We start from the raw sequence: 26,196 nt of genomic DNA, 5'->3' as shown, positions 1-26,196 counted from the left end.
GTCCCCCTCCGAAAGCAGTAGTCGCCTTGCGCCACAAGTGTCCTGCGTACGGGGCGCGGACGCGAGGGCGTCGGCGGATCACGTGGGGGTGTGCCCGGTGGGACTCCACGGGTCCTCGGCGACACCGTCCGCCACGAGTTCCTCGTACACCCCGACCTTCCGCTTGATCAGACCGAGGCACGCGGTGAGCTCGTCGATGCGCTCGGTGATCTGCTCCTGGTGCCGGCGCAGGATGGCGAGCCGCTCGGCCTCGTTCCCCGGGCCCTTGCGGGCGAGCTCGACGTAGCGCCGGATGGTGGCGAGGGGCATCCCGGAGGCGCGGAACCTGGTGCAGTTGATCAGCCACTCCACGTCCAGCTCGGTGTACACGCGGTGGCCGCCCGAGCTCCGCCGGACCGGCTCGATGAGCAGCCCTTCACGTTCGTAGAGCCGCAGCGTGTGCACGCTCAGGCCGGTGCGCTCCGATACGTGGCCGATGCTCAGCTCCTGCACGGTGTGAACCATGGTGCCCAGGGTACGGCGTTGACCTAGACCGAGGTCTAGATCCTAGCGTGCAGGCCATGGGAACACCTCAGCACAAGATCGGTTCGGGGTTCGGCGCCCGCAGCACGGCCGACGACGTCCTGGACGGCATCGACCTCTCGGGCAGGCTCGCCCTCGTCACCGGCGGATACTCGGGCCTCGGCCTGGAGGTCACGCGCTCGCTCGCCCGCGCCGGGGCGCACGTCGTCGTCCCCGCCCGGCGGCGCGCCACCGCCCAGGAGGCGGTCGCCGGCATCGACGGAGTGGAGGTCGACGAGCTCGACCTCGCCGACCTGGACAGCGTCCGCGGCTTCGCGGAGCGCTTCCTCGCCACCGGCCGCCGTATCGACATCGTCATCAACAACGCCGGCATCATGGCCTGCCCCGAGCGGCGGGTCGGCCCCGCCTGGGAGTCGCAGTTCGCCGTCAACCACCTCGGCCACTACGCGCTCGTGGGCCGCCTGTGGCCCGCGCTCGCCCCCGGAGCGCGCGTCGTCGCCGTCTCCTCCGCGGGACACCAGCTCTCCGACGTGCGGTGGGACGACCTCCACTTCGAGCGCGGCTACGACAGGTGGCAGGCCTACGGGCAGGCGAAGACCGCCAACGTCCTGTTCGCCACGCACCTCGACGCGTTGGGCCGGGACTCCGGGGTGCGCGCCTTCTCCCTCCACCCCGGCGCCATCATCACCCCCCTCCAGCGCCATCTCGACCGGGCGGACATGGTCGCCAAGGGCTGGATCGACGAGCACGGGAACGTCGTCCACCCCGACTTCAAGACCCCCCAGCAGGGCGCCGCGACCTCCGTCTGGGCGGCGACTTCCCCGCTCCTGGCCGGCCTGGGCGGCGCCTACTGCGAGGACTGCGACATCGCCGAGCTCACGACGAGCGACGAGGGCTGGTCCGGCGTACGCGACTACGCGCTCGACCCGGACCGGGCGGCGCGCCTGTGGGCGCTCTCCGCCGAACTCACCGGCGTGGACGCCTTCTCGGCCTGACACCGCCGCCGACCACGTCAATCCGTAGATGAAATGGCAATGAACTGCCATTTCGCGGCAACCCCCTCCCACCTGCGTCGAGTTGCCCTGGGCATCGTGCGATGCCCAGGGCGTGCTTGATCACCCCATGGGCCCGAGTGAGGATCTGGTGAGCGGCAGGAAATCTGTCTGAAACACGGGGCGCGACCCATTTCGCATGGGCGAATCCACCGCCCCCCTGTTTGAGCTTTCCACCCTTATTCCCTTGGGGGAAACATGCCTCACCAGCCCTATGCCTATCGACAAAAGGAATTGACCGAACCCGACTGGCGCCGCATTCCCGGATGGCGCGAGGTGACCCCGGAACAATGGCGTGATCCGCAGTGGCAGCGCGTGCACTGCGTCAAGAACGCGCGCCAACTGCGGGCCGCCTACGGCGACTTGCTCTCCGAGGACTTCTACCGCGATCTGGAGCGCGACCAGGCGGAGCGCGCCACGATGTCCCTGCTCCTGCCGCCGTACGTGCTCAGCATGATGGTGCCGGACGCCGTGCCGAGCACCCAGGCCATGTACGCCGACCCGGTGCGCCGTCACATGCTGCCGGTCTTCTCCGACCGTGACGAGGAGTGGCCCTCGCACCCGTACGCGTCGCGGGACTCGCTGCACGAGGCCGAGATGTGGACCGCGGAAGGCCTGACGCACCGTTACCCCACAAAGGTCCTTGCCGAGTTGGTGTCCACTTGCCCCCAGTACTGCGGGCACTGCACCCGCATGGACCTGGTGGGAAATTCCACGCCGCAGATCTCGAAACTCAAATTCTCGGTGAAACAGCAGGACCGCTATGAGTCGATGCTCGACTATCTGCGCGCCACCCCCACGGTGCGCGATGTCGTGGTCTCCGGCGGAGATGTCGCCAACGTGCCCTGGCCGCGCCTCGAATCCTTTGTCTCGGCCCTTCTCGAACTGGACCACATACGCGATATCCGCCTCGCGTCGAAAGCCCTGATGGACCTGCCGCAGCACTGGCTCTCCGACGACGCCCGCCGCACCATGGGCAGCCTCGCCGAGACCGCCCGCAAACGCGGCGTGAGCCTGGCCGTGCACACGCACGTCAACAACGCCCAGCAGGTGACGCCGCTCAACGCCGAAGCGGCGCGTTCCCTCTTCGAGTCGGGCGTGCGCGACGTCCGCAACCAGGGCGTCCTGATGCGCGGGGTGAACGACACGCCCAAGGAGCTCCTCGACCTGTGCTTCGCGCTGCTCGACGGCGCCGGAGTCATGCCGTACTACTTCTACCTCTGCGACATGATCCCCAACGCCGAGCACTGGCGCGTCTCCCTGGGCCACGCCCAGGAGCTGCAGCAGGCGATCATGGGCTATCTGCCGGGCTTCGCGACGCCGCGCCTGGTCTGCGACGTGCCGTTCGTCGGCAAGCGCTGGGTCCACCAGGTCGACCACTACGACCGCGAGCACGGCATCTCGTACTGGACCAAGAACTACCTGACCTCGCTGGAGCGCGACGACCCGTACGCGCTCGCGAAGACCCACGAGTACTACGACCCCATCCAGACGCTCAAGCCCGAAGGACAGGAGTGGTGGCGCACGCACGGCCGCGCCCAGCAGGCGCCCGTGGCCGCGACGCCCCGGACCGCATCCATCACCAGCGGGGAGACCGAGTAGTGTCCAAAAACAGCCCCATCGCGCCGCTGTCCGTACGCGAGAAGTTCATGGCCGACCCCGAACTCGGCGCCGGGAACTTCCTCGAGTACGCACTGAAACACAACCCCGAACTCGACGCGCCCCTCGTCTACGACCACCGGCTCGACGAGCGCGGACACGTCACGCTGCGCGGCTACAGCCTGCGCGAACTGGCGGACATCCGCGACCAGTACGCCCGCTGGTACTGGACCAACGGCGTCCGCCCCGGCGAGCCCGTGGCGCTGTACATCGCCGAAGGGCTCCAGCCGATCCTGCACTTCCTGGCGCTCACCGCGCTCGGCGCGATACCCGCGCTTGTCAACGACGCGATGCCGGTCGCGACGGCGCGACGCTACCTCGACCACGTGGGCGTGGCCGGGGTGGTGGCCGACGACCCGCGGCTGATCGGCGCCACCTACAGGCCGGGCCAGCCGCGCCCCCGGTTCATCGTGCCCAGCTCGGAGATCCGCGCCCACGACCCGGAGTCCGGATCGCTGCCCGAGCACTACCCGTACCGGCACGCCGCCGACGAGGTCGTCGCGCTCATCCACTCCTCGGGGACCACCGGCACGCCCAAGTCCACCCAGGTCGCGCACCGGCAGTTCTGGGTCGGCAAGGAGACCCGGATGGTCCGCTTCCCCGCGGAGCCGTACGACCGGCTGCTCTCCCTGATGCCGCACACCCACGCCGGCGGCCTCAGCTACCTGCTGACCACGATCCTGCTCGGCCTGCCCACGCTGACCATGGCCGACTGGCGGCGCGAGGCCGTGGAGCCGGTGATGGAGGCCTTCCGGCCGACGATGGTCGCCTCGTTCCCGCGCACCTTCGTCCAACTGGCCGCCGGTGAGCTGCCGGTGAAGGCGGCCGCCAAGGTGCACACCTGGTTCAACACCGGGGACGGGGCGCACTACGGGCACATCCGCCGCCTGGTGAGCCTCGGCGAGCGGCCCGGCGGGCTCATCCAGCCGTGGCTGCTGCCCGAGGGCGAGGCCGAGGGCGCCGTCCTGCCGGGCTCCCGGTTCATCGACGGCCTCGGCTCCTCCGAGATGGGCATGGCACTGTTCGGCCAGGTCACCACCCCGGAGTCGGAGCGCGACGACCGCTGTGTGGGGCTGCCCGTCGAGGTGGTGGAGCGGGCCGCCGTCCTGGACGACGACGGCAACGACGTGCCCGACGGGACCGTGGGCTACCTCGCGGTGAAGACCCCGACCCGCACCCCCGGCTACTGGAACGACCCCGCCCTCACCAAGAGCTTCGAGCTGAACGGCTACTGGCTGACCGGCGACGTGGCGCTGCGCAAGCCCGACGGCCGCTTCTACCACCTGGACCGGACGGCCGACGTCATCCGCACCGCCGACGCGACCGTGCACAGCCTGCCCCTGGAGGAGGTGCTGATCGCCGACTGCGCCGAGCTGGTCCAGGACTGCGCGGTGGTCGGCGTGCCCGGCCCCTCTGGCGAAGGGCAACTGCCGCTCGCCGTGGTGCGGTTGCAGGCCGACAGCCCGCTGAGCGACCCCGAGGAGCTGCTCGACGCGGCCAACCGGCAGCTCGCGGCCGCGGGTCTGCACACCCTCGCGGCGGTGTCCGTGGCCGAGAGCGAGGCCGACTTCCCCACCGGCCCGACCGGCAAGGTCCTCAAGCGCGAGCTCCGCACGCGCCACGCCTCCGCCCTCGCCGGCGGACCGGCCGCCTGAAGGACGGGAGCGGGGGAGTGGACGGGAGAGCAGTGGAATACGAGGAACGAACCAGGACCATCGGTGTGATCGGCGCGGGACCGCGCGGTCTCTCCGTGGTCGAGCGCCTGTGGGCGAACGGCGCCGAGTCCGGGCAGCCCGCGGTGATCCATGTGGTGGACCCCTACCTGGGGATCGGGGGCCGGGTCTGGCGCACCTCACAGCCGGCGGAGCTCCTGATGAACACGGTGGCCTCCCAGGTCACCATGTTCACCGACCCGAGCGTCGCCTGTGAGGGGCCGATCAGAACCGGGCCGAGCCTGCACGAGTGGGCCAAGTCCGTGGTGCCGTCGGCGCCCGCGGGCGCCCTGCCGGACCGGGCCCGCCGGGAGGCGGCCGCCCTGGGGCCCGACACCTATCCGTCCAGGGCCTTCTACGGCCACTACCTCGCGTGGGTCCTGGACGAGCTGGTCCGCACCGCCCCGGAACACATCTCCATCCGGCTGCACCGCAACCGCGCGGTGCGGCTCGCGGAGACCGAGACGCGGGCGCAGATCGTCACCCTGGACGACGGGACCAGCCTCCTCCTTGACTGCGTCGTGCTCGCGCAGGGCCATGCGGACATGCCGGTGTGCGCGGGCACCGAGATGGCCGGCCTGCGGGAGCACGCCCGTGCCCACGGCTTCGGCTATCTGCCGCCGGGCAACCCGGCCGAGGCCGATCTGGCCTTCGTCGCGCCCGGCGAGCGGGTCGCGCTGCGTGGGCTCGGGCTGAACTTCTTCGACGTCCTCGCCCTGTTGACGGTGGGCCGGGGCGGGGAGTTCCACCGAGAAGGCGGTACGGGCGAAGAGGGCGGCGGGCTGCGCTACCGGCCGTCCGGCCAGGAGCCCAGGATCGTCGCCGGGTCCCGGCGCGGCGTTCCGTACCACGCGCGCGGCGAGAACCAGAAGGGTCCCTTCGGGCGGCACGTGCCCGCGGTCCTGACACCGGCGCGGATCGCCGCCCTGCGCGGGCGGCGCCAGGACGGCGAACAGATCGAGTTCCGGCGGCACATCTGGCCGCTGGTCGACCGCGAGGTCACCGCCGTGTACTACGCGACGCTGATCTCCCGGCGGCGCGGCCCCGGCGACGCCAAGGCGTTCCTGGCCGAGTACACCGCGCTGCCGGTCAGCGGCCCCGCGGACGACGAGCTCCTGGCGCGCCACGGGATCGGCGCCGACGAGCTCTGGGACTGGGACCGCGTCGCCCGCCCGTACGGCGACCGCGTCTTCGCGAGCCCCGCCGCGTACCAGAGCTGGCTCGTCGGCCATCTGCGCGAGGACCTCGCCGAGGCGCGGGACGGCAACGTCGACAGCCCCCTGAAGGCCGCCCTCGACGTGCTGCGCGACCTGCGCAACGAGGTGCGGCTCGTGGTGGACCACGCGGGCATCACCGGCGAGTCGTACCGGAAAGGGCTGCAGTCCTGGTACACGCCGCTCAACGCCTTCGTGTCCATCGGCCCGCCGCACAGCCGCATCGAGGAACTGATCGCGCTGGTCGAGGCGGGCGTGGTGGAGATGGCCGGCCCCGGCCTGCACATCGCGGCCGCGCCGGACGGCTTCGTCGTCAGCTCCCGCGAAGTCCCCGGCTCCGAGCGGCGGGTGACCTCGCTCATCGAGGCCCGGCTGCCCGACCTCGACATCCGGCGCACCTCCGACCCGCTCCTGCGGGACCTGCGCGAGCGCGGGGCCTGCCGCCCGTATCTCATCCCCACCGGCACGGACGGGCACGTGGAGACCGGCGGCCTGACCGTCACCCCGCGGCCCAACCGCCTGGTGGACGCGGCGGGGCGGCCGCACCCCTACCGGTTCGCGTACGGGGTGCCGACCGAGACGGTGCACTGGGCCACGGCGGCGGGCATCCGGCCCGGGGTCGACTCCGTGATCCTCGGCGACGCCGACGCGATCGCCCGCGAGTGCCTCACCGTCGACCTGGAGCAGCGGCGCCCGTCCGCCGCGCTGGCCGGCGCCACCTGGTAACCCCCGCCCCGCAAGTACAGACACAAGCACAGAAAGAGGAATGCCCCGTGCCTGTTCACCCCCCGACGCGCGACAGAGAGACGACGCGCGACACAGAGACCGGGACGGACTCCGGCCTGTTCAACCCGGTCTGGGCCACGGGCCGGGCCCCAGAGGCCCTGAGTGAGCAGGCCTGGATCGCCGCCATGCTGGAGGCCGAGGGAGCGCTCGCCCGCGCCCAGGCGCAGCTCGGGGTGATCCCCGGGCGCTCGGCGGACGTCATCACGGAGGTCGCCCGCACCCTGCGGATCGACGCCCCGACGCTCGCCGAGCGCTCCCGCGGCGCCGCCAACCCCGTCGTCGTCCTGGTACAGGAACTCACCGCGGCGGTACGGGAGGTGGCGCCGGACGTCGCCGACCAGGTGCACCTGGGCTCCACCAGCCAGGACATCCTCGACTCGGCGACGATGCTGCTCGCCGTCCGCACCCTGGACGGCATCGGCGGCGACCTCGGGCGGGTGGCCGCCGCGCTCGGCGACCTGGCGGGGCTGCACCGCGCGACGCCGATGGCCGCGCGCACCCTCGCCCAGCACGCGGTGCCCACCACCTTCGGCCTCAAGGCGGCGGGCTGGCTCGACTCCGTGCTCGACGCGAGGGAACGGGTGCGCCGCACCGCCGCCTCGCTGCCCGCCCAACTCGGCGGTGCGGCGGGAACGTTGTCCGCCTACCAGGAGTACGCGCGCGGCACCGCCGCCGACCGCCGTGGCCACGGCGTCGAGCTCGCCGAGCGCTTCGCCGCCGAACTGGGGCTCAGCGAGCCCTCGGTGCCCTGGCACAGCCTGCGCACCCCGCTGTGCGACCTGGGCTGGCTGCTCAGTCAAGTCGCCGGCGCCCTTGGGAAGTTCGCCCTGGACGTGCAGGTGCTCTCCCGCACCGAGATCGCTGAGGTCGCCGAGCCCGCCGCCGAGGGCCGCGGCGTCTCCTCCGCGATGCCGCAGAAACGCAACCCGGTGCTCGCCACCCTCATCGTGGCGGCCGCCCGCCAGGTCCCCGCGCACAGCTCCGTCCTCGCGCAGAGCATGCTGGCCGAGGACGAGCGGGCCCCCGGCGCCTGGCACGCCGAGTGGCAGCCGCTGCGCGACGCCCTGCGGCTCACGGCGGGTGCGGCGCGCACGGCCGCCGAACTCGCCGAGGGACTCGAGGTGTTCCCCGCCCGCATGCGGCGCAACCTGGAGCTCACCGAGGGCGCCGTCGTCTCCGAGCGGCTCAACGCCGTGCTCGCCCCGCTCCTGGGCAAGGCCGAGACCAAGCGCGTCCTGGCCGTGTGCGCCCGCCGGGCCGCCACCGGCGAGGTCACCTTCGCCAAGGCGCTCGCCGGCCACCCGGAGCTGCACGGCCGGCTCCCCGCCGACGCCGAGCAGCTCCTTGCGCCCGAGGGGTACCTCGGCGCCGCCGACGACCTGGTCGCGAGGGTGCTCGCCCGGCTGGCCCGCGAGGGGACCTCATGAGCCGTAGGCGCCAACTCCCCGAGCTGTCACGCGGGTTCACCTTCTGGCTGATCGCCACGGTCCAGGCCCTGCTGCTCTTCGCGTCGAGCGCTCCCTCGCCGCTGTACGGGGTGTACCAGGCCGAGTGGGGCTTCTCCGCCATCATGCTGACGGCCGTCTTCGCGATGTACGCGATCGCGCTGCTCGTGGCGCTGCTCGTGGTCGGCGGGTTCTCCGACCACGTCGGGCGCCGCAAGGTGCTCGGGGCCGCCCTGGTCGTCGAGGTGGTGAGCATGCTCCTCTTCATCACCGCCGACGGCGTCGGTCCGCTGCTCGCGGCGCGCGTCGTCCAGGGGCTCGCCACGGGCGCCGCGACCGGGGCGACCAGCTCCGCCATGCTCGACCTGCAGCCCCCGGACCGGCCCCGCATCGGCCCGCTGGTCAACAGCCTCGCGCCCGTCGTCGGCCTGGCCCTCGGCGGCCTTGGCTCCGGGCTCCTCGTCGAGTACGCGCCCGCGCCGAAGACCCTGGTCTACGCGCTGCTCCTGGTGGCGTTCGTGCTGTCGGCGCTGATCGTCCCGCTGCTGCCGGAGACCTCGCCGAAACGGCCGGGCGCTGCGGCCTCGCTGGTGCCGCGCATGGCGGTGCCGCGCCGCATCAGGCCGCTGTTCCTCACCGTGGCGCCGTGCCTGTTCGCGGTCTGGGCGGTCGGCGGCCTGTACATGTCGCTCGGCCCGTCCATCGCGGCCCGCACCCTCCACCTCGGCGGGCATCTGGTGGGCGGCCTGGTCATCTTCGCCCAGACCGGGGCGGGGGCGCTCGGCTCGCTGCTGCGCCGCAACCACCCGCCGCGCCGCACCATGACGCTCGGCTTCGTGGCCTTCCTCATCGGCGTCGGCACCACCCTCGGTGCCCTCGCAGTCCCGTCCCCGGCGCTCTTCTTCACCGGCATCGTCATCGCCGGGTACGGCTTCGGCACCGGGTTCCTCGGCGCCTTCCAGACGATCGCGCCGCTGGCCGGACCCGACGAACGCGCCGGGCTCGTGGCCTCCATGTACGTCGTGTGCTACCTGGGCTTCAGCGTGCCCGCGGTGATCGCGGGCCTCGCCGTGCGGCGGTTCGGGCTCGGCCCGACCACCACCGTCTACAGCGTCTCGGTCATGGTCCTCGCCGTCGTGGCCTGCGCGGGGCTCCTCGCCCAGGAGCGCAGGGAGAAGCGCGCGGCCGCCGGGGTGCCCCACCTCGGGACGCCCGAGCCGCAGCCCGCCCCGCCCGCCGTCCCGGCCGCCGACGCCGACCACCGCTGAGCACCGGACCACAGGACCACAGGACCACCGGAGACCCGCCATGCCCGAGAACACCCCGGACGCCGCCCCGGAGACCGCCCCGGAGACCGCTCCGGACGCCGCCCCCGACGTCCTCCACCGCTTCCTGCACACCGCCGACCGGTACCCGGACGCCGTCGCCGTCATCGACGCCACCGGCCCCGCGACCTACGCCGAACTGGCCGCCCGTGTACGGCGCGTGGCCGCCGCCCTCGGCCCCAGGCCCGGCACCGTCGGCGTGCTCATCGACCGCTCCGCCGGCACCGTCGCGGCCCTCCTCGGCGTGCTCGCCGCGGGCGGCACCTACTGCCCCATCGACCCGGCCTTCTCCGCCGAGCGCAAGAAGGAGCTGGCCGAAGCGGCGGGCTGCGCGGCCGTGCTCGCCACCCGGCCGGACCCGGAGCCCTTCGGCCCGCCCGTCATCGGCCCCGAACACCCCGACGCCGCCGCCCCGTTGACGGCGGACGCACTCCCCGTGCAGCCGGATCCGGACGACCCCGCGTACGTCCTTTTCACCTCCGGATCCACCGGGAAGCCGAAGCCGGTGGTGACCCCGCGCGGGGCCATCGCGGCCGCCGTCGCATCACTGGCGGCGCTGTTCGACGTCGGCCCCGGCGACCGGGTGCTGCAGTTCGCCTCGCTGAACTGGGACACGTCGTTCGAGGAGATCCTGCCCGCCCTCACCCGTGGCGCGACGCTGGTCTTCGACGCGGACGCCTACGCGGGCTCCCTGCCCCGCTTCCTGCGCATGCTCGACCGCATCGGCGTCAGCGTCCTCGACCTGCCCACGGCCTTCTGGCACGAGCTCGTCCACCACCTGACCGAGGCCGGCGGCGAGGCGCTGCCCGAGAGCGTGCGAACCGTCGTGATCGGCGGTGAGGCGACCAGCAGGGCCCGCCTCGAGAACTGGCGGGCGCTGCCGGGCGCCGACCGGATCAGGCTCGTCAACACGTACGGCTGCACGGAGACCACCCTGGTCACGCACGCCGCCGAGCTGCACGGCCCGCGCGCACGGGCGCGCGCCGACGGCTCCGCCCCCATCGGTCGGGCCCTGCCGCACGTCCGCGAGCTGATCGGCGATGACAGTGAACTCCTCGTCGGCGGACCCGCGTTGGCCCTCGGCTACCTGGACCTGCCGGAGACCACCGCGGAGCGCTTTCCCGCCCTCGCGGCCGGGCGGTACTTCCGCACCGGCGACCGGGTCCGGCGCGACGACGACGGCGCCCTCCACCACGAGGGACGGCTCGACGACCAGATCAAGGTCCGCGGGATTCGCGTCGACCCGGCCGAGGTGGAGGCGCAGCTCTGCGCCCACCCCGACGTCGCGTCCGCCGCCGCCACCGGGGTGCGCGCCGGTGACCACACCACCGTGGTCGCCTATGTGACGCCCGGCCGGCAGGGCGACGCGGAGGGCCTCGTGTCCGCGCTCCGCGCCCATCTGCGGGAGCACAGCCCCAGCCACCTCCGGCCGAACCGCATCACGGTGGTGCCGGAGCTCGTCCACACCGCGAGCGGCAAGGTCGACCGCCGCCGCACCCACCACCGCTACACCACCGGCGCCTGAGCCGGCGAACCCGAGGAGACACACATGCCCACCACCGGGACCCACACGGTCGACCACGTGACCGGGATCTACCGACGCGTCCTGGAGACGGACGCCGTGCACGCCGGGTCCGACTTCTTCGACCTGGGCGGGGACTCCCTGCTCGCCACCCGCGTGATCAGCGCCATCGCCCGCGACCTCGGCCCCGAGCTGACCATCGCCGACTTCCTGGACCACCCCACGCCGCAGGGCGTGGCCGAGCTGATTGCGAGCGTGACCGCGTGAGCACCCTCATCGTCGGAGCCGGGCTCGCCGGGCTCACCGCCGCCACCGAACTCGCCGCCGCCGGACGGGAGGTGAAGGTTCTGGAGGCCCGCGACCGGGTCGGCGGGCGCACCCACGGCATCGAGGTGGCGCCGGGGCAGTGGGCCGACGCCGGCGCCGCCTACCTCGGTGAGCGCCACACCGAGCTGAAGTCGCTCATGGCCCGGCTCGGCCTGACCACGGCGCCCACCACCACCGAAGGGCAGAGCAGGTTCTCCCTCGGCGGCGCCCCGCAGGGCACCGAAGGCCGCTTCCCGCCGCTGAGCCCCGTCGCCCTGGGCGAGCTGTTCGACCTCCTGGACGACGTGACCAAGGCGGTCCGCGCCGACGCCCCCTGGCTCACCCCGGACGCCGAGCGCCTGGACCGGATCAGCGCACTCGACTGGGTCGAGCAGAACGTCACCCACGCCGACGCCCGCCTCTTCTTCCCGCTCTTCCTCGGCGAGATGATGGCCGCCGACCCGGCCGACGTGTCCGTCCTGCACATGGCCTTCTACCTCTGCTCCGGCGGCGGCATCCGCTACCTCAACGCGTTCGCGGGCGGGGCACAGGAGGACCGGGTCGACGGCGGCGCCCACCGGCTGAGCGAGCTGCTCGCCGCGAAACTGGGCGACCGGGTCCTGCTCGGCGAGCCCGCGCGCGTCGTCGAGGAGACCGGCGAAGGGGTACGCGTGCACACCGACGGCGGCGTCCACGAGGCCGAATCCCTGACCGTCGCCGTGCCGCCGCTGCTCGCCGACGCCATCGAGTACCGCCCGGGGCTGCCCTTCCGCCGCTCCGGCGAATCCACCGTGCCGGGCTGCGCCGTCAAGGTGCATCTGATCTACCCGCGCCCGCTCTGGCGCGACCACGGCCTCTCCGGCTGGTCGGTGAGCGCCGACGGACCGCTCCTGTCCACGGTGGACGACTCCCCGCCCGGCGACGGCGTCGGCATCCTGACCGGGTTCGTCACGGGGCGCGAGGCCAAGGAGTACGCGGCCCTGGCCCCGGACGAGCAGCGTGAGCTGGCCTTCGCCCAGGCCCGGCGGCTCTTCCCCGAGCTGCCCGAACCGACCGCCCACCACGTCACCGACTGGATCAACGACGAGTACAGCAGGGGCTGTTACGCCGCGCTGTTCGGCCCCGGCGACTGGGTCGGCTTCGGACCGCGCCTTGCCACGCCGCACGGCCGTATCCACTGGGCGGGCACCGAGACGAGCACCGAGTTCTTCGGCCTCATGGAGGGCGCCATCCGTTCCGGACAGCGCGCCGCCTCGGAGATCATCGAGGCGTACGCGGGCTGATGGCCCGCCAACTACCAGTGGAGGAGGCGCAGATGGCCGAGACGCCGCAGAGCAGGGCGGACGCCATGTACCGCGAGGACCGCACCTGCCAGGAGCTCGGCATCAGGGTCGACGGCATCGCCGAGGGCCGGGCCACCGCCCATCTGCGCCTCGCCCCCACGATGGTCAACGGCCACGGCACGGCGCACGGCGGCTATCTCTTCCTGCTCGCCGACGTGGCCTTCGCCTACGCGTGCAACACCCGGGGGGCGACCACCGTGGCGCAGGCCGCCCAGGTGTCGTTCCTCCGCCCGGCAGCGGCCGGTGACGAACTCGTCGCCGAGGCCGTCGAGCGCTCCCGGTTCGGCGCGAACGGCATCTACGACGTCACCGTCCGCCGCGCCGACGGCAAGGTGATCGCCGAGTTCCGCGGCCAGAGCCGCTCCTTGCCCAAGTGACCCCGTACAGAGATGAGTCCGATGACTGACATCCGCCCCTTCGACCGCCGTGCCCTGGAGGTCACCGAGAAGATCGTCGACCAGGTCGGGCCCGAGCACCTGAGCCTGCCGACGCCCTGTGCGCAGTGGTCGCTGCGGCAGCTCCTGGCCCATATGACCGGCCAGAACCACGGCTTCGCGGCCGCCGCCGACGGCGAGGTGAGCGACGCCTCGGTCTGGTCGGACCGGGAGATCGACGACGACCCGGCGGGGGCCTTTCGGGCCTCGTCGGCGCGGGTCACCGAGGCGTTCGCCCGCGAGGGCGTGCTCGACGGCGAATTCTGGCTGCCGGAGGTGCGCGGCGGCCAGATGTTCCCGGCCCGCACGGCCATCGGCTTCCACTTCGTCGACTACGTCGTGCACGGTTGGGACGTCGCCGCGTCCCTGGGCGTGCCCGCCCCCTTCGACGACGAGACGCTCGCCGCCGTCCTGCCGTACGCACAAGAGGTTCCGGACGGGCAAAACCGCCGCGAGCCGGGCGCGTCCTTCCGCCCCGGCCTCCCCGAACCGAGCGGTGAGCGGCCGCTCGACCACGTCCTGGCCATGCTGGGCCGGTCCCCCAACTGGCCTGCTTAGACCGGGACATGACGGAACCGGTGGACAGAGGCTCCGTCCACCGGTTCCGTCGCGCGACGCCCGGTTCAGCTCCCCGCCGGCGCGGGCTCCGGCTCCCGTACGGGGACGTCCTGTGCGCCGCCGATCTGGCGGGCACAGTAGGCGAGCGCACGAACCCGCGCGTTCTCCTCGGCGGTGCGCCAGATCAGGGCCACCGACGTCTGCGGCAGATCCCGGATGGGTACGAAGGCGATGTCCGGCCGCGCGTAGTGGCGCGCCACCGACTCGGCCAGCGGGGCGACGCCCTGTCCTGCCGCCGTCAGGGAGAGGATCTCCTGGCAGGTCTGCACCTCCTGGCCGAGGTGCAGGGCCCGGCCCGCCGGTGTCACAAGGGGCACGTGGTGGTCGCGCCAGTAGTCGGGCGCCGTGCCGGCGAGCCGGAACACGGTCGCGCCCGCGATCTCCTCGATGCGGACCGAGGCCCGGCTCGCCAGGGGGTGGTCGAGCGCGACGGCGAGCACCCGGATCTCCCGGCCGAGGACGGGCCCGACCGTCATGTCGGGCTCCTCGACGGGCAGTCGGGCCACCAGGACGTCCACCTCACCGCGCCGCAGCGGGCCAAGGAGGTCGCCGCACGGCACCTCGCGCAGGATGACGCGGCACTCGGGCGCGTAGGTGCGCGCGGCCCGGATCAGCTCGGCCGCGTACCCGCCGCCCGCGGCACCGGTGAACCCGAGCCGCGTGGAACCCGCGACGCCGCGCGCCTGGGCGGCCGCGTCCGCGCAGACATCGGTCAACTGCTCGTACAGCGGCCGCAGCCGGTCGATCAGGAGCTTGCCCAGGGCGGTCATCCGGACGTGCCTGCTCGTCCGGTCGAAGAGCTGGCCGCCGACCTTCTGCTCCGCGTCCCGCAGCGTGCGGCTGACCCGCGACTGCGAGATGTGCAGCTCGCGGCCGGTCCGCCCGAAGTGGAGCTGTTCGCCGAGGGTGATGAGGCATTCGATCTCACGCAGCTCTAGCACGCCTGCTCCTTCACTCCTCGACGGTGGCCGGCGCCGCGCGGCCGCGCAGCCGGAACACCAGGAAGACCAGGGCGCCGACGCCGACCAGCGTCAGGGCGTCCACGAGCAGCGCGACATGGATGCCGTGCAGCTGCCCGCCGGACCCGGCGGCGGCCGCGCCCGCCGAGGCCACGAAGACGGAGCTCACCAGGGGGATGCCGATGGTCTGCCCGACCTGCTGGCTCTGCGTCGCCACACCGGTGGCCATGCCCTGAAGGTCCACGCTCACCGCGGAGGTCGCGATCATCATGAACGAGATCAGCGCGAGCATCGAGAAGGCGCCGTTGACGAACTGCGCGGCGATCACCCAGGCCAGCCAGCCGGGATCCTCGGTCGCCCAGACCATGGGCAGCATGAACGCGCCCTGACCGGCCACCGCGAGACCAAGCAGGGTCCTGGGGGAGACGGCCTCGATGACCCGGGGCCCGAAGCTGCCCGCGAGGATCTGTCCCACGCCGATGCCGAGGAGTACGAGACCGGAGGCCAGCGGCGAGTAGTGGAGCACGTCCTGGACGTAGATCCCGGTGAAATAGATGAGGGCGGTCTCGCCGCCGAAGATGAACAGAGCCGTCGCGTTGCCGATGGCCACGTCCGGGATGCGCAGGACCCGCACCGGGACGAGGGCGTCGGTGGTGCGCTTCTCCACCGCCCAGAAGACGCCGATCAGTACGCAACCACCCAGTAGGGACGCCGAGTTGAGGGCGGTGAATCCGGCGGCCGCGGCGTCCGTCACGCCGTAGATGATCCCGAACATCCCGGCCGTGATGAGCACGGCGCCGGGGGTGTCGAACGAGCGCCGCTCGTCCGAGACGCTCTCCGGGACCACGAAGCGGATGAGGCAGATCGCCGCCACCGCCACCGGGATGTTGATGAAGAAGGCCCACCGCCACGACAGCAGATCGGTGAGCGAGCCGCCGAAGATGGAGCCGAAGACGAACCCCGAGCTCATCATGACGCTGTTGAGCCCGAGCGCCCTCGCCCGCAGCCTGGGCTCCGTGAAGGTCGTGGTGAGCAGCGCCATCGAGACCGGTGTGATCGCCGCGGTCGCCAGGCCCTGCAGCGCACGGGCCACGAGCAGCGGCGTCGGCGACTGCGCGAACCCGCCGGCGGCCGACGCGACCGCGAGGACGGCCATGCCGCCGATGAAGACACGGCGGCGTCCGGCGTAGTCACCGACGCGCCCGAACACCAGGGTGAAGCCCGCGGCGCACAGCGCGAACGCGGTGGCGATCCACTGCAATCCGCCCTGGGTGAAGCCGAGTTCGACGCCGATCGAGGGCAGCGCGACGTTCAGGAGGCTGAAGTCGGCGGCCATCAGGAACTGTGAGGTGAGCAGCAGGACGAGGGCGGCCACCTGCCGGTTGGTCATGCGTGGTCGGACGGTCTCCGGGGAGACCAGGGTGGAGGTCACGGGGTAACTCCCATAGGGCGGAACGGGATACGGGGGAGGAGGGGGATACGGGGGAGGAGCGGCCCGCCGGTCAGGCGTACTCGACGACGGCGTGCGGCACGTAGGGGGCCTGGAGGCGGGCCAGTTCGGCCTCGTCGAGCTCCAGGTCGAGGGCGGCCACGGCGTCGGTGAGGTGGTGCGGCTTGGTCGCGCCGACGACGGGAGCGGTCACCGCGGGCTGCCGAAGGACCCAGGCGAGCGCCACCTGGGCGCGCGGCACGGAGCGCTCGGCGGCGATGTCGGCGACGGCCTGGGCGACCCGGCGGTCGGCGGCCTCGGTCGGTCCGTAGAACAGGTCCTGGATCGGGTCGCCCGCGGTGCGCGGCGACTCGACGTCCCAGTCCCGGGTCAGCCTGCCGCGGGCCAGCGGGCTCCACGGAGTGACGCCGATGCCCTCCGCGAGGCAGTACGGGAGCATCTCGCGCTCCTCCTCGCGGTTGATGAGGTTGTAGTGGTTCTGCATGCTCACGAACCGCGTCCAGCCGTGCAGGTCGGCGACGTACTGGGCCTTCACGAACTGCCAGGTGTGCATGGACGAGGCGCCGATGTACCGCGCCTTTCCCGCCTTCACCACGTCGTGGAGCGCCTCCATCGTCTCCTCGACGGGCGTCTCGTCGTCCCAGCGGTGGATGATGTACAGGTCGATGTAGTCGGTGCCCAGGCGCCGCAGGCTCGCGTCGACCTCCCGCATGATCGCCTGCCGCGACAGGCCTCCGGCCAGCGGGCTTTCGTCCATCTTTCCGTGCAGCTTGGTGGCGATGACGACGTCCTCGCGCCGCGTCAGCTTGCGCACGGCCCGGCCGAGGAACTCCTCGCTCGTGCCCAGCGAGTAGACGTTCGCGGTGTCGAAGAAGTTGATGCCAAGGTCGAGGGCCTGGGCGAAGAACGGGAGGCTCTCCTCCTCGGGGAGCGACCAGGGATGGGTGCCGAGTCCGGGCTCGCCGTAGCTCATGCAGCCAAGGGCGAGGCGCGGCACCTTGAGGCCGCTGGAGCCGAGGCGTACGTACTTCACGTTCGTTCTCTCCCAAGAGATGTCGTGCGTGTTCAAGAGACGTCGTGCGCGTTCTCGTGCGCGAGTGGTGGACCGCCGAAGCGGCCGGACGCGGCTTGGTACGCGCGTCCGGCCGCCCCGGGTGACGGGCGAGGGGCCCTAGGAGCCCTTGACCTCGTCCTGCACCTCGGTGAGCCGCCCCCAGGAGGCGATGCCCTCGTCCAGCGGAATGTCCAGGCTGGCCAGGTACATGGCGGTCATGGCGCTGTGGCCCGCGAGGTGGGTGACCTCGGCGATCTCGTTCTGCGAGTAGTGCTCGTGCAGCGCCCAGAAGGCCTGCTCGCTCGCCTTGTGGTCCTGCATGCACTCGGTGACGTAGCGGACCAGGGCCGCACGCGAGGGCTCCATCTCGTCGAGGAGCCCGTCCTCGATGGCCTTGATCTCGATGTCGTCGAGGCCCGCCTTGCGGGCGAGCGGGTAGTGCAGCAGCCGCTCGAACTCGCTGTCGCGCAGCTTGGCCACGCGCAGCACGATGACCTCGCGGTCGAGGAGGCTCAGCAGGCCGACGGTGAAGGTGCCGCCGAGGGCGAGGTGCGCGGCGGCCGAGTTCTTGGTCAGGAGCAGCGCACGGGTCAGGTTGGACTCGAACTTCTCGTAGACGGCGCGCTGGTCGGGCGTCATGTCGGCGACTTCGGTGAGGGTGACGCGCGGTGCCATGGTGAACTCCCTTGATCGGGTGGGGTGGTGGACGGTGATTGAGGTGAAGGGGGAGGGCGGCCGGGGCCGGCTATGCGGAGAGGCCGGTGAGCGCCGGGGCCGGGGTGGCGGGCGTCTGCGCCGTCACATGGCGGGCGAGGGCGCGGTTCACCGCCCGTACGGCCGTGTCGGGCGCCCGGTCGTCGAGCGGCACGAGCGAGTCGAGGTGCCCGTCGGGGCGGACGACGAGGGCCTGGGCGGTGCGGCCCAGCTTGCCGAGGAGGTCGCCGGGCGGGCGGCCGCCGAGGTCCGTGACGGCCGCCGTGGTGACCTCGGTCCGCAGGCGCGCCACGGCCTCGGTCCAGCGCTCGTGCCGGTACGCGAGGCCGGGCCACAGGAGCACGGTGTAGCGGTCAACAGCCAGTGAGGGCGCGGTACTTGACGTCTCCCAGCCGAGCGGGAGGCGCTCGCCCGGGACCAGGGTGCCCCGCCGGGGCCGCGGGCCGTAGTGGGTGTCGAGCTGGGCGAGCTTCGGCGCGAGCACCTTCTCCAGGGTCTGCGTAGCGGTCCCAAGGCGGTACACGGCGTCGCGCGCCAGGCTCTGGTGCCACGTCGAGTACAGGCCGATGCGGGCCAGGCGCGTGGAGAGCCCCGCGACCGCGTCGACGGCCGGGCGGCGCTCGGTGTCGTAGCTGGCGAGGAGCTCCGGGCGGTAGTCGCCGCGGACCACACCGGCCAGCTTCCAGCCGAGGTTGACCGCGTCCTGGATGCCGGTGTTGAGGCCCTGCGCCCCGGACGGGCTCATGGCGTGCGCCGAGTCCCCGGCGAGGAAGACCCGGCCGCTGCCGTACGTGCTCGCCGAGCGGACGTGCGCCGTGAAGATCCCGCTGAAGTTCATGGCGCCGAGCCGCCGGTTGCCGGGCACGCGCTCCGCGAGCAGCTTCTCGAAGAAGGCGCGGTCCGGTGAGTCCCCGGTGAAGCCGTCGGGCACGCTCGCGCCGACCCGGAACACCCCGCCGCCCAGCGGCGCGAGGACCATGTTGCCGTGCCGCGTGAGGTAGTACGCGGCCTCGCTGCTGGTCGTCTCGCCGGTGATCTCGGCGTCGGTGATGGCGAGCCGGGTCCGCAGGGTCCGCCCCGCGAACTCGAAGCCGAACGCCTCGCGCACCGTGCTGCCGTAGCCGTCGGCGCCGACCACGAAGTCGTACGTACGCGTCTGAGACTTGCCGCCGGGCAGCAGCAGTTCGCACTCGACGCCCCGCGCGTCCTGTGTGCCTGCGACGAGCGTGTGGTCGTAGTCGATCGTCCCGCCGAGCGACGTCATGTGCTCTTCGAGGACCGCCTCGGTGCGCCACTGCGGGATGGTGATGGCGAACGGGTATCCGGCACCGCGCAGCCGGTCGAACCGGATCAGGCCGATGAGTTTCTTGTTGGAGTAGTAGTTCATCTGGTCGAAGTAGTGACCGCTCTCGACCAGTTTGCGGCCCACCCCGACGCGGTCGAGGAGCTCGAGGACGCGGGGCCACAGGATCGTCGCCCGGGAGTGCGGGCTCTGTCTGCGGGTCTTGGAGATGATGTCGGCCCGTACGCCGTGCCGGAGCAGCTCGCAGGCGAGGACGAGCCCGACGGGTCCGGCACCGACGATCAGGACGCGGGGCCGCTGGGTGTCGCTGTTCACGGGGACCTTCCTTGGCGGGCCGGTCAGGAGCCGAGGGGACGCAGGCGGTGGACGTGCGGCGGATTGCGGAAGGCGCCGTCCACCTTGGCGAGGAAGGCCGCGGTGTACTCCTCCTTCATGTGCAGGTCGATGGCGGCCTGGTCGGCCCACTCCTCGACGAGGACGACGGTGTGCGGATGCCCCTCGGAGAGGCAGGCGTCGAAGCGCAGCGCGCCCTCCTCCTCGCGGGTCGCTGCGGCGAGCTCGCCGAAGGCATCCACGACGGACTCCATCCGCTCGGGCACGACGTCGAACAGGACGGTGATCTCGATGCTCATGTAGGGGTCACTTCCTTGGTGGTGAGGGTCTCGGCCTCGGTCGTGAGGGCGTCGGCCCCGGTGGTGGGGGCGTCGGCGCTCAGCTCGTCGAGGCCGACGAAGGTGAGGGGGCGAAACGGCGGGGGCGGGTGCTCGCACTCGTGCGGCGCCACGTCCCACTGGCGCAGGGCCACGCGCGGGCGTCCGTCGGCGGTCCACGCGGTCGCCAGGCACAGGGCGCGGCCGTTGCCGACCATGCCGCCGGGCGTGTCGGCGCCGCCGCCGATCGCACGGGCCAGCAGGTTCAGGACACCGCCGTGCGTCACCACGAGAACGGGCCGCGACGTTCCGCGCCGGCCCGCCTCGGCGATCTCGCGGAGCGCCGCGCAGAAGCGGGCCAGCGCGGCGTGGCCGCTCTCACCGCCGGGCGGCGCGTAGCCGGGGTCGGTGACCAGGCTCCGCAGGGCCCCCGGGTGGAGATGGGCGAACTCCGTCCGGTCCAGGCCGTCGAGCGTGCCGAGGTGGCGCTCCCGCAGCCCGTCGAGGCGCAGGTGCGGGACGTCGAGGCGGCCCGCCGCGTACGCGGCCGTCTGGGCCGCGCGCGACAGCGAAGAGGAGTACACCGAGCCCCAGTTGTCGGGGGTCAGGGAGCGCGCGACCTCCTGCGCCTGCCGTACGCCCGTCTCGTTGAGCGGGACGTCGGCCTGGCCCTGGAAGCGGTCGGCGGCGTTGTAGGCGGTCTCTCCATGGCGGAGCAGGACGATGCGCACGGGCGTGGCCGGGGCGCCGGCTCAGGCGGCGGCGCTGTGGGCGGAACCGAGCGCCTCGACCGCCTCGGCGGCCTCCCCGACGGTCTGCTCGGCGGTCAGGACGCCCTCCTCTATGGAGACGCCGAGCCGCTTCTCGAGCAGCAGTGACATCTCCAGGAGCGCGAGGGAGTCCACCGCCAGGTCGTCGAAGACGGCGTCCTGGGAGACGTCCTCGGGGGACACCTCGAACTTGGTGGTGAGGATCTCGGTGATCATCGTCGTCACGGAACCGGTCATGGGGCACCTCAACTAATGGTGTGGGTACGGAAGTTGGTCGATGAACTGCGGAGTGCGTCGATGAGCTCCGGAGTACGGGGTCAGGCCCGGGGCAGGTCGGGCCAGGTGAGGGTGGCCGCCCCCCAGGTGGCGCCGCCGCCGAAGGCGGTGAGCAGCACCCGGTCGCCGGCCTTCAGGGCGCCGTCGGCCATGCCGCCCGCGAGGGCCAGCGGGATGGAGGCGGCGGACGTGTTGCCGACGCGCTCGATGTTCAGGACGGCGCGCTCCGGCGGCAGGCCGAGCTGTTCGGCGACGGCGTGGATGATCCGGGTGTTCGCCTGGTGCGCCACGATCCGGTCGACGTCGGCCACCTGCCAGCCCGTGCGGTCGAGCACCGTCAGCGAGGACTCGGCCATGCGGCGTACCGCGGCGAAGAAGACCGACTTGCCCTCCATCCGGAAGTACAGGTCCTCCGGGCCGGGGAAGCCGCCCCGCGAGCGCTGCTCGGCGCCGCCGCCGGGCACCGTGATCAGGTCCGCCATCCCGCCGTCGCTGCCGAGGTGGATGTCCCGTACGGCGCCCGGCTCGTCCCGCTCGCCCGCCCGCAGGACCACCGCGCCCGCGCCGTCGCCGAAGATGGCGGCGGTGGTGCGGTCCGCCGGGTCGAGAAGGGTGCTGAACGTCTCGGCGCCGATGACCAGGACCCGCTCGGCGAAGCCCGCGCCGATGGCGGCCGCGCCGGTCTGCAGGGCGTACAGGAAGCCGGAGCAGACGGCGGCCACGTCGAAGGCCGCGACATGGGGCAGCCCGATGCGGGTGGCGACGGCCGGTGCCGTGGCCGGGCAGGGGCGGTCCGGTGTCGTGGTGGCGAGCACGACCAGGTCGGCGCCGTCCGCCCCCGAGTTCTTCAGCGCCCGCAGGCCCGCCTCGACCGCCAGGTCACCGGTGGTCGTACCGGGGTCGATGACATGGCGCTGGGCGATGCCCGTCCGGGTGCGGATCCACGCGTCGGAGGTGTCCAGGCGCCGGGCCAGTTCGTCGTTGGTCACCACGCGCGGCGGCACGTAGCCGCCGACACCGGCGATCACGGCCGTACGTGTCGTGGCGCTCAGGCCACTGCTGATGTCGTCGCTCATGCCGCCACGTGTCCTTCCGGGAGCCGGTGGGCCACGGCGGACCGCACCCGGAGCCCGGCGAGTTCGGCGACGACGTCCAGGGTGCGCCAGGTGCCGCCGCCCATCCGCAGCAGGTCGGGGTCGGCCAGGTGCGTCGTCACCGGCACCCCCTGCCGGGGGCGGTCGGGGCGGGACGCGGTGATGGTGGTCTGGCGCATCCACAGGGTCTCGCTGTCCTGGCGGCGCATGCCGTCCAGGTCGTAGAGCATGATCTGGGCGAGCTGAAGCGCCGTCACAAAGGCGTCCACCATGGAGACCGACGGCTGGTAGGCGCCCTCAAGTCCCGCCGTGGGCAGGGGGGTCGCGTCCTCGTCGGCGACCGTGAGCCCCGCCGAAGCGCGCAGCCGCTCCTGGTCCACGCTCACGTCGCGGATGAGCTGGCGGCGCGCGGTGAACCCCGTACCGAAGTAGCGGTCCGCCGGGGCGCCGAGCAGCGCGTCGAGACCGGTGTACGTCCGCTCCCGTACCGGGCTGCCGATCCGGGCGTGCTCCACCTCGCACCGCACCCGCATGGTGCCGATGGCGCAGTCGACCACCGACACCGCGCGCGCCGGGTCGGCGACGACCGGCTCGGTGCGGCGCAGCGTCGCGCGCGCCGGGATCCGGTCGAGGTCCTCCTGCGGGCTGCTGCCCGCCGTCAGGCGCACCTTGCGCAGCCAGGCGTCGCGCAGATCGGCGCCGGGTCCTGTGAGGCACGCCTCGGCCAGCTGGGCGGCGACCACGAGGCCGTCGATGGTGCTGAAGTGCGGGCGCAGATCGGTGCCCGCGGCTTTCGTCGACCAGTCGGCGGGATAGGCGACGCCCACCGTGGCGAGCGCTTCGACGGAATTGCCGGTACGCGCGACGCGGGCATCGCCGATGTCGTATTGGACCCGGCGAAAGCCCCGGCCGAAGAAGCGCCGGTCGGCCGGGCCGAGATAGTCGTCCACGGAAGTCAGTACGGTCTGCGCCGAACTCGCTGTCATCGGAGCTCCGTCGGTAGTGAGTGGTCCTGCGGCAACCGCACGGCCGGCGCCTTGCGGAGGCTGGTGCGCCTCCGGGCACCGCCGCGCCGGATGGCACAGGTGAGCCGGGCCGTGCAGGTCCGGTTTCCGGATTCGTCGGAGATGGCGATCTCGTACGAGGCGACCGTCTGCCGCTCGTTCAGGGGTACGCATATTCCGGTGACCGTTCCTGACGAGACCCACCGGTGATGAGTACAGGAAAGGTCGACGCCCACGGCGTGCCCGCCGGGCCCCGCGTACAGGAATGCGGCCACCGAGCCGAGAGTTTCGGCGAAGACCGCGTTCGCGCCGCCGTGCAGAATTCCCACCGGCTGGCGATTCCCGGACACGGGCATGGTGCCCGAAACGAGACCGGGTTCACAGGTGAGTATTTCTATGCCCATTCTCCGGGTGAGTTGTTCATTCTCGTAGTCGCCGTCGAAACTAATGGATCCGAGCACGACTCAAGTCAACATCAACGGCGGCATGAAATCAGCGGGTTGGCCTGATGCTGCCACGGCATGGGAAAGCCTGTCCGCGAAGGCAAGTAGAACGTTCAAGAATAGGCAAAGGGAAAGGAAGGACGGGTAAAAAAAAGGGGAAAGCCTGGGTAGCTGCGCGCCCTCGGCCCGGTCTCAGTGCCGGCGCAGCGCGAGAACCGCGTTGTGCCCGCCGAAACCAAAGGAGTTGCTCAGGGCCACATCACCGGAGCCGGGCAGCTCGACGGAGTGGCCGCGGACCACGTCGAGCCCGATGGCGTCGTCGAGATCGTCGCAGCCGACGGTCGGCGGAATGATTCCGTGGTGGAGCGTGAGAGCCGTCGCGACCGCCTCGACACCGCCGGCCGCGCCCTGCAGATGACCCAGGTTCCCCTTGGGCGCGGTCACCGGCACGGGCGGCGCCCCGTCCCCGCCCGCCACGGCGGCGAAGACCTCGCGCAGCCCGGCCGCCTCCGCGAGATCGCCCTCCACGGTGGCGGTGGCGTGCGCGTTCACATGGACCACGTCGCCGAGGCGGGCCCCGGCGTTCTCCACGGCACGCCGGACGGCGAGGGCGATGCCGCTGCCCGTCGGATCGGGCGCGGCCAGGTGGTACGCGTCCGCCGACAGGCCCCAGCCCGCGGCTTCGCAGTAGATACGGGCGCCCCGCGCGCGAGCGTGCTCCTCCGCCTCGAGCAGGAGCACGGCCGCGCCCTCGCCGTTCACGAAGCCGTCGCGGTCCTTGGCGAAGGGGCGGGAGGCCGCGAGCGGCTCGTCGTTGCGGGTCGAAAGCGCGCGCATGGCGGCGAAGGACGCCATCACCGCGGGGATGACGGGGGCCTCGGCACCGCCGGCGAGCGCGACGTCCACGCGCCCGTACCGGATACGGTCGACGGCCTCGCCGATGGCCTCGGTGCCCGAGGCGCACGCGCTGACGACGGTGCGCGCCTCACCCGTGATCCGCAGGTCGAGCGAGATCTGCGACGCGGCCTGCGAGGGCACGGTCATCGGGGCGGTGAGCGGCGAGACGCCGCGCAGCCCCCGCTCGCGCAGGCGCCGGTCCCCCTCCACGAGTACGGGGGCACCGCCGATGATGCTGCCCACCGACACCCCGACCCGCTCCGGGGCGAGACCGCTCTCCACGGTGCCGCCCGGCGCGAGCCCGGCGTCCTGCCAGGCCTCCCGGGCGGCCAGGAGCGCGAACTGGGCGGCACGGTTCATCCGTCGCGCCCGCTGTCTCGGCAGCAGCGAGGCGGGGTCGACGGGCACGGTCCCCGCGATGCGCACCGGATGGTCGGCGAAGGCGGGGTCGTCGAGGGGGCGGACGCCGCAACGGCCCTCCAGAAGCCCTTGCCAGAGCGCGTCGACACCCGCCCCCAGCGGTGTGATGGCCCCCAGGCCGGTGACCACGACGCGCCGCCCGGTGTTCCGGCTTATGTCCGTGAGGTGCCCCATCGGGCTCACCCCTTTCATGTACACAGCAAGTGCTACCGTCGTCCCTTTGACGCCGCCCGGGACGAAAAGGGAATGAAGAAAAGCATGGATAATTCAGAGAGGCCTGCCATAGCCGACCTTCGATCGGGATTTGCCAGCCTGTCGTCCCTGCTGCGTGCCTGGCGGGCCGAGGCGGGAATGAAGAACGGGCGCCGCAAGCCACTGCCGCAGAAGGAAGTGGCCGCTCGTATGGGAGTGAGCGAGCGCTGGTACCGCTCCCTGGAAACCGGGACCCAGATGTCCCTCTCGCACGAGACGTTGACGAGCCTGGCCGATGCGCTGGAACTGGGGCCGCACGAACGTGCCGCGCTGTTCTGGAACGCGCTGAGTGAAATCGTCGACAAGGGCGGCCAGGAGCACGCCGAGATAAAAATGGACCGGCTCAAGGAGTTCGTGTCGGCCCAGTCACGATTCCCGGCCTATCTCATCGATCACTCATGGAATGTCATCGGCTACAACGACAAGATGGCGGAGTGGTTCCCCTGGGTGCGGACGAAGGGCGCGAACCTGATGCGGTGGGTGCTTGAGTCACCGGAATCCCGTGAGCAGATCGTGGACTGGCCGGCGCATGCCACGCTCTATCTCGCGCAGCTGAGGTTCGCGCTCGTGGGATACCCGGACGACCCAATTCTTAATGATTTACTGACGAGCGCGCTTCGGAGCCCTGAATGCCGTGACCTCTGGGACAGCGGACCCCGCATCATAGCCTTCCGACAGGGCGGTGAATTCCGCCTCTCCCTGCCTGCCATATCCGCGAGCGAGTTGATAGTCACCTCTCAGGTCCTCCTGCCCGCCTACTGTTCCCGAGTGCGCTTCGTCACATTGCTGCCTTCTTAGGTGCTGTTTGCGCAATCCACTCTACACAAGGGGATGGGGTCCCGTACCGGCAAAATTGTGCCGCTTGACAGCCCTGATCCGGCATCTACAGTCTTAGTCCTCCGAAAGGGAGATGAGGCCGACGGTGCCCTCCTCCCGGAGCCGGTGGGCGAGCACATGCAATAACTTCTTCGC

The 26,196-nt window shown here is 72.0% G+C and carries 24 protein-coding genes and 1 pseudogene; 12 read left to right on the top strand and 13 right to left on the bottom strand.

Annotation, left to right across the window (positions count from 1 at the left end; translation table 11 throughout):
- Positions 1-78: 78 nt before the first annotated feature.
- Entirely contained in the window at positions 79-504 is a 426-nt protein-coding gene (locus AB0G47_RS31385; protein WP_360776930.1) for a MerR family transcriptional regulator, read from the bottom strand.
- 56 nt (positions 505-560) lie between these two features.
- On the opposite strand from AB0G47_RS31385, the gene AB0G47_RS31380 reads away from it, so the two are divergent.
- From AB0G47_RS31380 to AB0G47_RS31330, 11 genes are all read left to right on the top strand, one after another.
- Entirely contained in the window at positions 561-1,517 is a 957-nt protein-coding gene (locus AB0G47_RS31380; protein ID WP_360776928.1) for an SDR family NAD(P)-dependent oxidoreductase, read from the top strand.
- Positions 1,518-1,808: 291 nt separating this feature from the next.
- On the top strand, positions 1,809-3,176 hold the full coding sequence (locus AB0G47_RS31375) for a lysine 2,3-aminomutase (protein WP_360776926.1): 1,368 nt from the start codon (positions 1,809-1,811) through the stop codon (positions 3,174-3,176).
- On the top strand, positions 3,176-4,888 hold the full coding sequence (locus tag AB0G47_RS31370) for a class I adenylate-forming enzyme family protein (RefSeq protein WP_360776924.1): 1,713 nt from the start codon (positions 3,176-3,178) through the stop codon (positions 4,886-4,888). The genes AB0G47_RS31375 and AB0G47_RS31370 overlap by 1 nt, the downstream gene beginning before the upstream one ends.
- Positions 4,889-4,920: 32 nt before the next feature.
- Positions 4,921-6,885 (top strand): FAD/NAD(P)-binding protein, encoded by a 1,965-nt coding sequence (locus tag AB0G47_RS31365; protein WP_360776922.1) that lies wholly within the window; start codon positions 4,921-4,923, stop codon positions 6,883-6,885.
- 47 nt (positions 6,886-6,932) lie between these two features.
- On the top strand, positions 6,933-8,372 hold the full coding sequence (locus tag AB0G47_RS31360; protein WP_360776920.1) for an adenylosuccinate lyase family protein: 1,440 nt from the start codon (positions 6,933-6,935) through the stop codon (positions 8,370-8,372).
- A complete protein-coding gene (locus tag AB0G47_RS31355; RefSeq protein ID WP_360776918.1) occupies positions 8,369-9,658 on the top strand; it encodes an MFS transporter in 1,290 nt (429 codons plus the stop codon). Before AB0G47_RS31360 ends, AB0G47_RS31355 begins: the two co-directional genes overlap by 4 nt.
- 40 nt (positions 9,659-9,698) lie before the next feature.
- On the top strand, positions 9,699-11,240 hold the full coding sequence (locus tag AB0G47_RS31350; RefSeq protein ID WP_360776916.1) for an amino acid adenylation domain-containing protein: 1,542 nt from the start codon (positions 9,699-9,701) through the stop codon (positions 11,238-11,240).
- A gap of 24 nt (positions 11,241-11,264) precedes the next feature.
- Positions 11,265-11,504 carry an acyl carrier protein gene (locus tag AB0G47_RS31345; protein ID WP_360776914.1) on the top strand — a complete coding sequence of 80 codons (240 nt, stop codon included), beginning with the start codon at positions 11,265-11,267 and terminating at the stop codon, positions 11,502-11,504.
- A complete protein-coding gene (locus tag AB0G47_RS31340) occupies positions 11,501-12,826 on the top strand; it encodes an FAD-dependent oxidoreductase (protein ID WP_360776912.1) in 1,326 nt (441 codons plus the stop codon). The genes AB0G47_RS31345 and AB0G47_RS31340 overlap by 4 nt, the downstream gene beginning before the upstream one ends.
- Before the next feature lie 32 nt (positions 12,827-12,858).
- Positions 12,859-13,263, top strand: a complete 405-nt coding sequence (paaI, locus tag AB0G47_RS31335; protein ID WP_360776911.1) for a hydroxyphenylacetyl-CoA thioesterase PaaI — start codon at positions 12,859-12,861, stop codon at positions 13,261-13,263.
- A 21-nt stretch (positions 13,264-13,284) separates the two neighbouring features.
- A complete protein-coding gene (locus AB0G47_RS31330; RefSeq protein WP_360776909.1) occupies positions 13,285-13,878 on the top strand; it encodes a TIGR03086 family metal-binding protein in 594 nt (197 codons plus the stop codon).
- 65 nt (positions 13,879-13,943) lie between these two features.
- Here the strand turns inward: AB0G47_RS31330 and AB0G47_RS31325 are convergent, their stop codons facing one another.
- From AB0G47_RS31325 to AB0G47_RS31270, 12 genes and pseudogenes are all read right to left on the bottom strand, one after another.
- Entirely contained in the window at positions 13,944-14,879 is a 936-nt protein-coding gene (locus AB0G47_RS31325; RefSeq protein ID WP_360776907.1) for a LysR family transcriptional regulator, read from the bottom strand.
- 10 nt (positions 14,880-14,889) lie between these two features.
- On the bottom strand, positions 14,890-16,329 hold the full coding sequence (locus AB0G47_RS31320) for an MFS transporter (protein ID WP_360776905.1): 1,440 nt from the start codon (positions 16,327-16,329) through the stop codon (positions 14,890-14,892).
- Positions 16,330-16,399: 70 nt separating this feature from the next.
- The gene (locus AB0G47_RS31315; RefSeq protein WP_360776903.1) at positions 16,400-17,380 is read right to left on the bottom strand and encodes an aldo/keto reductase; all 981 of its coding nucleotides are present in this window, start codon (positions 17,378-17,380) and stop codon (positions 16,400-16,402) included.
- 138 nt (positions 17,381-17,518) lie between these two features.
- Complete coding sequence (locus tag AB0G47_RS31310; protein WP_360776901.1) at positions 17,519-18,076, bottom strand: hypothetical protein; 558 nt, start codon at positions 18,074-18,076, stop codon at positions 17,519-17,521.
- A 70-nt stretch (positions 18,077-18,146) separates the two neighbouring features.
- Positions 18,147-19,733, bottom strand: coding sequence for an FAD-dependent monooxygenase (locus AB0G47_RS31305; protein ID WP_360776899.1), 1,587 nt, complete (start codon positions 19,731-19,733; stop codon positions 18,147-18,149).
- Between the two features lie 23 nt (positions 19,734-19,756).
- Positions 19,757-20,050 (bottom strand): putative quinol monooxygenase, encoded by a 294-nt coding sequence (locus tag AB0G47_RS31300; RefSeq protein ID WP_360776897.1) that lies wholly within the window; start codon positions 20,048-20,050, stop codon positions 19,757-19,759.
- Complete coding sequence (locus tag AB0G47_RS31295; RefSeq protein WP_360776895.1) at positions 20,047-20,799, bottom strand: histidine phosphatase family protein; 753 nt, start codon at positions 20,797-20,799, stop codon at positions 20,047-20,049. The genes AB0G47_RS31300 and AB0G47_RS31295 overlap by 4 nt, the downstream gene beginning before the upstream one ends.
- A 21-nt stretch (positions 20,800-20,820) precedes the next feature.
- A complete protein-coding gene (locus AB0G47_RS31290; RefSeq protein WP_360776893.1) occupies positions 20,821-21,075 on the bottom strand; it encodes a phosphopantetheine-binding protein in 255 nt (84 codons plus the stop codon).
- 80 nt (positions 21,076-21,155) lie between these two features.
- Positions 21,156-22,190 carry a beta-ketoacyl-ACP synthase III gene (locus tag AB0G47_RS31285; RefSeq protein WP_360776891.1) on the bottom strand — a complete coding sequence of 345 codons (1,035 nt, stop codon included), beginning with the start codon at positions 22,188-22,190 and terminating at the stop codon, positions 21,156-21,158.
- Complete coding sequence (locus tag AB0G47_RS31280; protein WP_360776889.1) at positions 22,187-23,194, bottom strand: AvrD family protein; 1,008 nt, start codon at positions 23,192-23,194, stop codon at positions 22,187-22,189. Before AB0G47_RS31280 ends, AB0G47_RS31285 begins: the two co-directional genes overlap by 4 nt.
- On the bottom strand, positions 23,191-23,616 hold the full coding sequence (locus tag AB0G47_RS31275; RefSeq protein WP_360777087.1) for a hotdog fold thioesterase: 426 nt from the start codon (positions 23,614-23,616) through the stop codon (positions 23,191-23,193). The genes AB0G47_RS31280 and AB0G47_RS31275 overlap by 4 nt, the downstream gene beginning before the upstream one ends.
- Before the next feature lie 231 nt (positions 23,617-23,847).
- Positions 23,848-25,110, bottom strand: a pseudogene (locus AB0G47_RS31270) (beta-ketoacyl-[acyl-carrier-protein] synthase family protein); the annotation flags it as partial.
- Between the two features lie 120 nt (positions 25,111-25,230).
- Here AB0G47_RS31270 and AB0G47_RS31265 point away from each other — a divergent pair.
- Entirely contained in the window at positions 25,231-26,022 is a 792-nt protein-coding gene (locus tag AB0G47_RS31265; RefSeq protein ID WP_360776887.1) for a helix-turn-helix transcriptional regulator, read from the top strand.
- Positions 26,023-26,196 lie beyond the last annotated feature (174 nt).

The organism is Streptomyces sp. NPDC021622, from assembly GCF_040640795.1.
Taxonomy (GTDB): domain Bacteria; phylum Actinomycetota; class Actinomycetes; order Streptomycetales; family Streptomycetaceae; genus Streptomyces.
Note: the sequence above shows the minus strand (reverse complement) of the source record. Positions and strands in the feature narration are given on the sequence as shown.

Bases quoted from the DNA above. Each gene is read 5' to 3' on its own strand.
- AB0G47_RS31265 (WP_360776887.1), top strand. From the start codon at position 25,231: ATGGATAATTCAGAGAGGCCTGCCATAGCCGACCTTCGATCGGGATTT.
- AB0G47_RS31310 (WP_360776901.1), bottom strand. From the start codon at position 18,076: ATGGCACCGCGCGTCACCCTCACCGAAGTCGCCGACATGACGCCCGAC.
- AB0G47_RS31285 (WP_360776891.1), bottom strand. From the start codon at position 22,190: ATGAGCGACGACATCAGCAGTGGCCTGAGCGCCACGACACGTACGGCC.
- AB0G47_RS31350 (WP_360776916.1), top strand. From the start codon at position 9,699: ATGCCCGAGAACACCCCGGACGCCGCCCCGGAGACCGCCCCGGAGACC.
- AB0G47_RS31330 (WP_360776909.1), top strand. From the start codon at position 13,285: ATGACTGACATCCGCCCCTTCGACCGCCGTGCCCTGGAGGTCACCGAG.
- AB0G47_RS31275 (WP_360777087.1), bottom strand. From the start codon at position 23,616: ATGGGCATAGAAATACTCACCTGTGAACCCGGTCTCGTTTCGGGCACC.
- AB0G47_RS31300 (WP_360776897.1), bottom strand. From the start codon at position 20,050: ATGAGCATCGAGATCACCGTCCTGTTCGACGTCGTGCCCGAGCGGATG.
- AB0G47_RS31345 (WP_360776914.1), top strand. From the start codon at position 11,265: ATGCCCACCACCGGGACCCACACGGTCGACCACGTGACCGGGATCTAC.
- AB0G47_RS31385 (WP_360776930.1), bottom strand. From the start codon at position 504: ATGGTTCACACCGTGCAGGAGCTGAGCATCGGCCACGTATCGGAGCGC.
- AB0G47_RS31355 (WP_360776918.1), top strand. From the start codon at position 8,369: ATGAGCCGTAGGCGCCAACTCCCCGAGCTGTCACGCGGGTTCACCTTC.
- paaI (WP_360776911.1), top strand. From the start codon at position 12,859: ATGGCCGAGACGCCGCAGAGCAGGGCGGACGCCATGTACCGCGAGGAC.
- AB0G47_RS31380 (WP_360776928.1), top strand. From the start codon at position 561: ATGGGAACACCTCAGCACAAGATCGGTTCGGGGTTCGGCGCCCGCAGC.
- AB0G47_RS31280 (WP_360776889.1), bottom strand. From the start codon at position 23,194: ATGACAGCGAGTTCGGCGCAGACCGTACTGACTTCCGTGGACGACTAT.
- AB0G47_RS31290 (WP_360776893.1), bottom strand. From the start codon at position 21,075: ATGACCGGTTCCGTGACGACGATGATCACCGAGATCCTCACCACCAAG.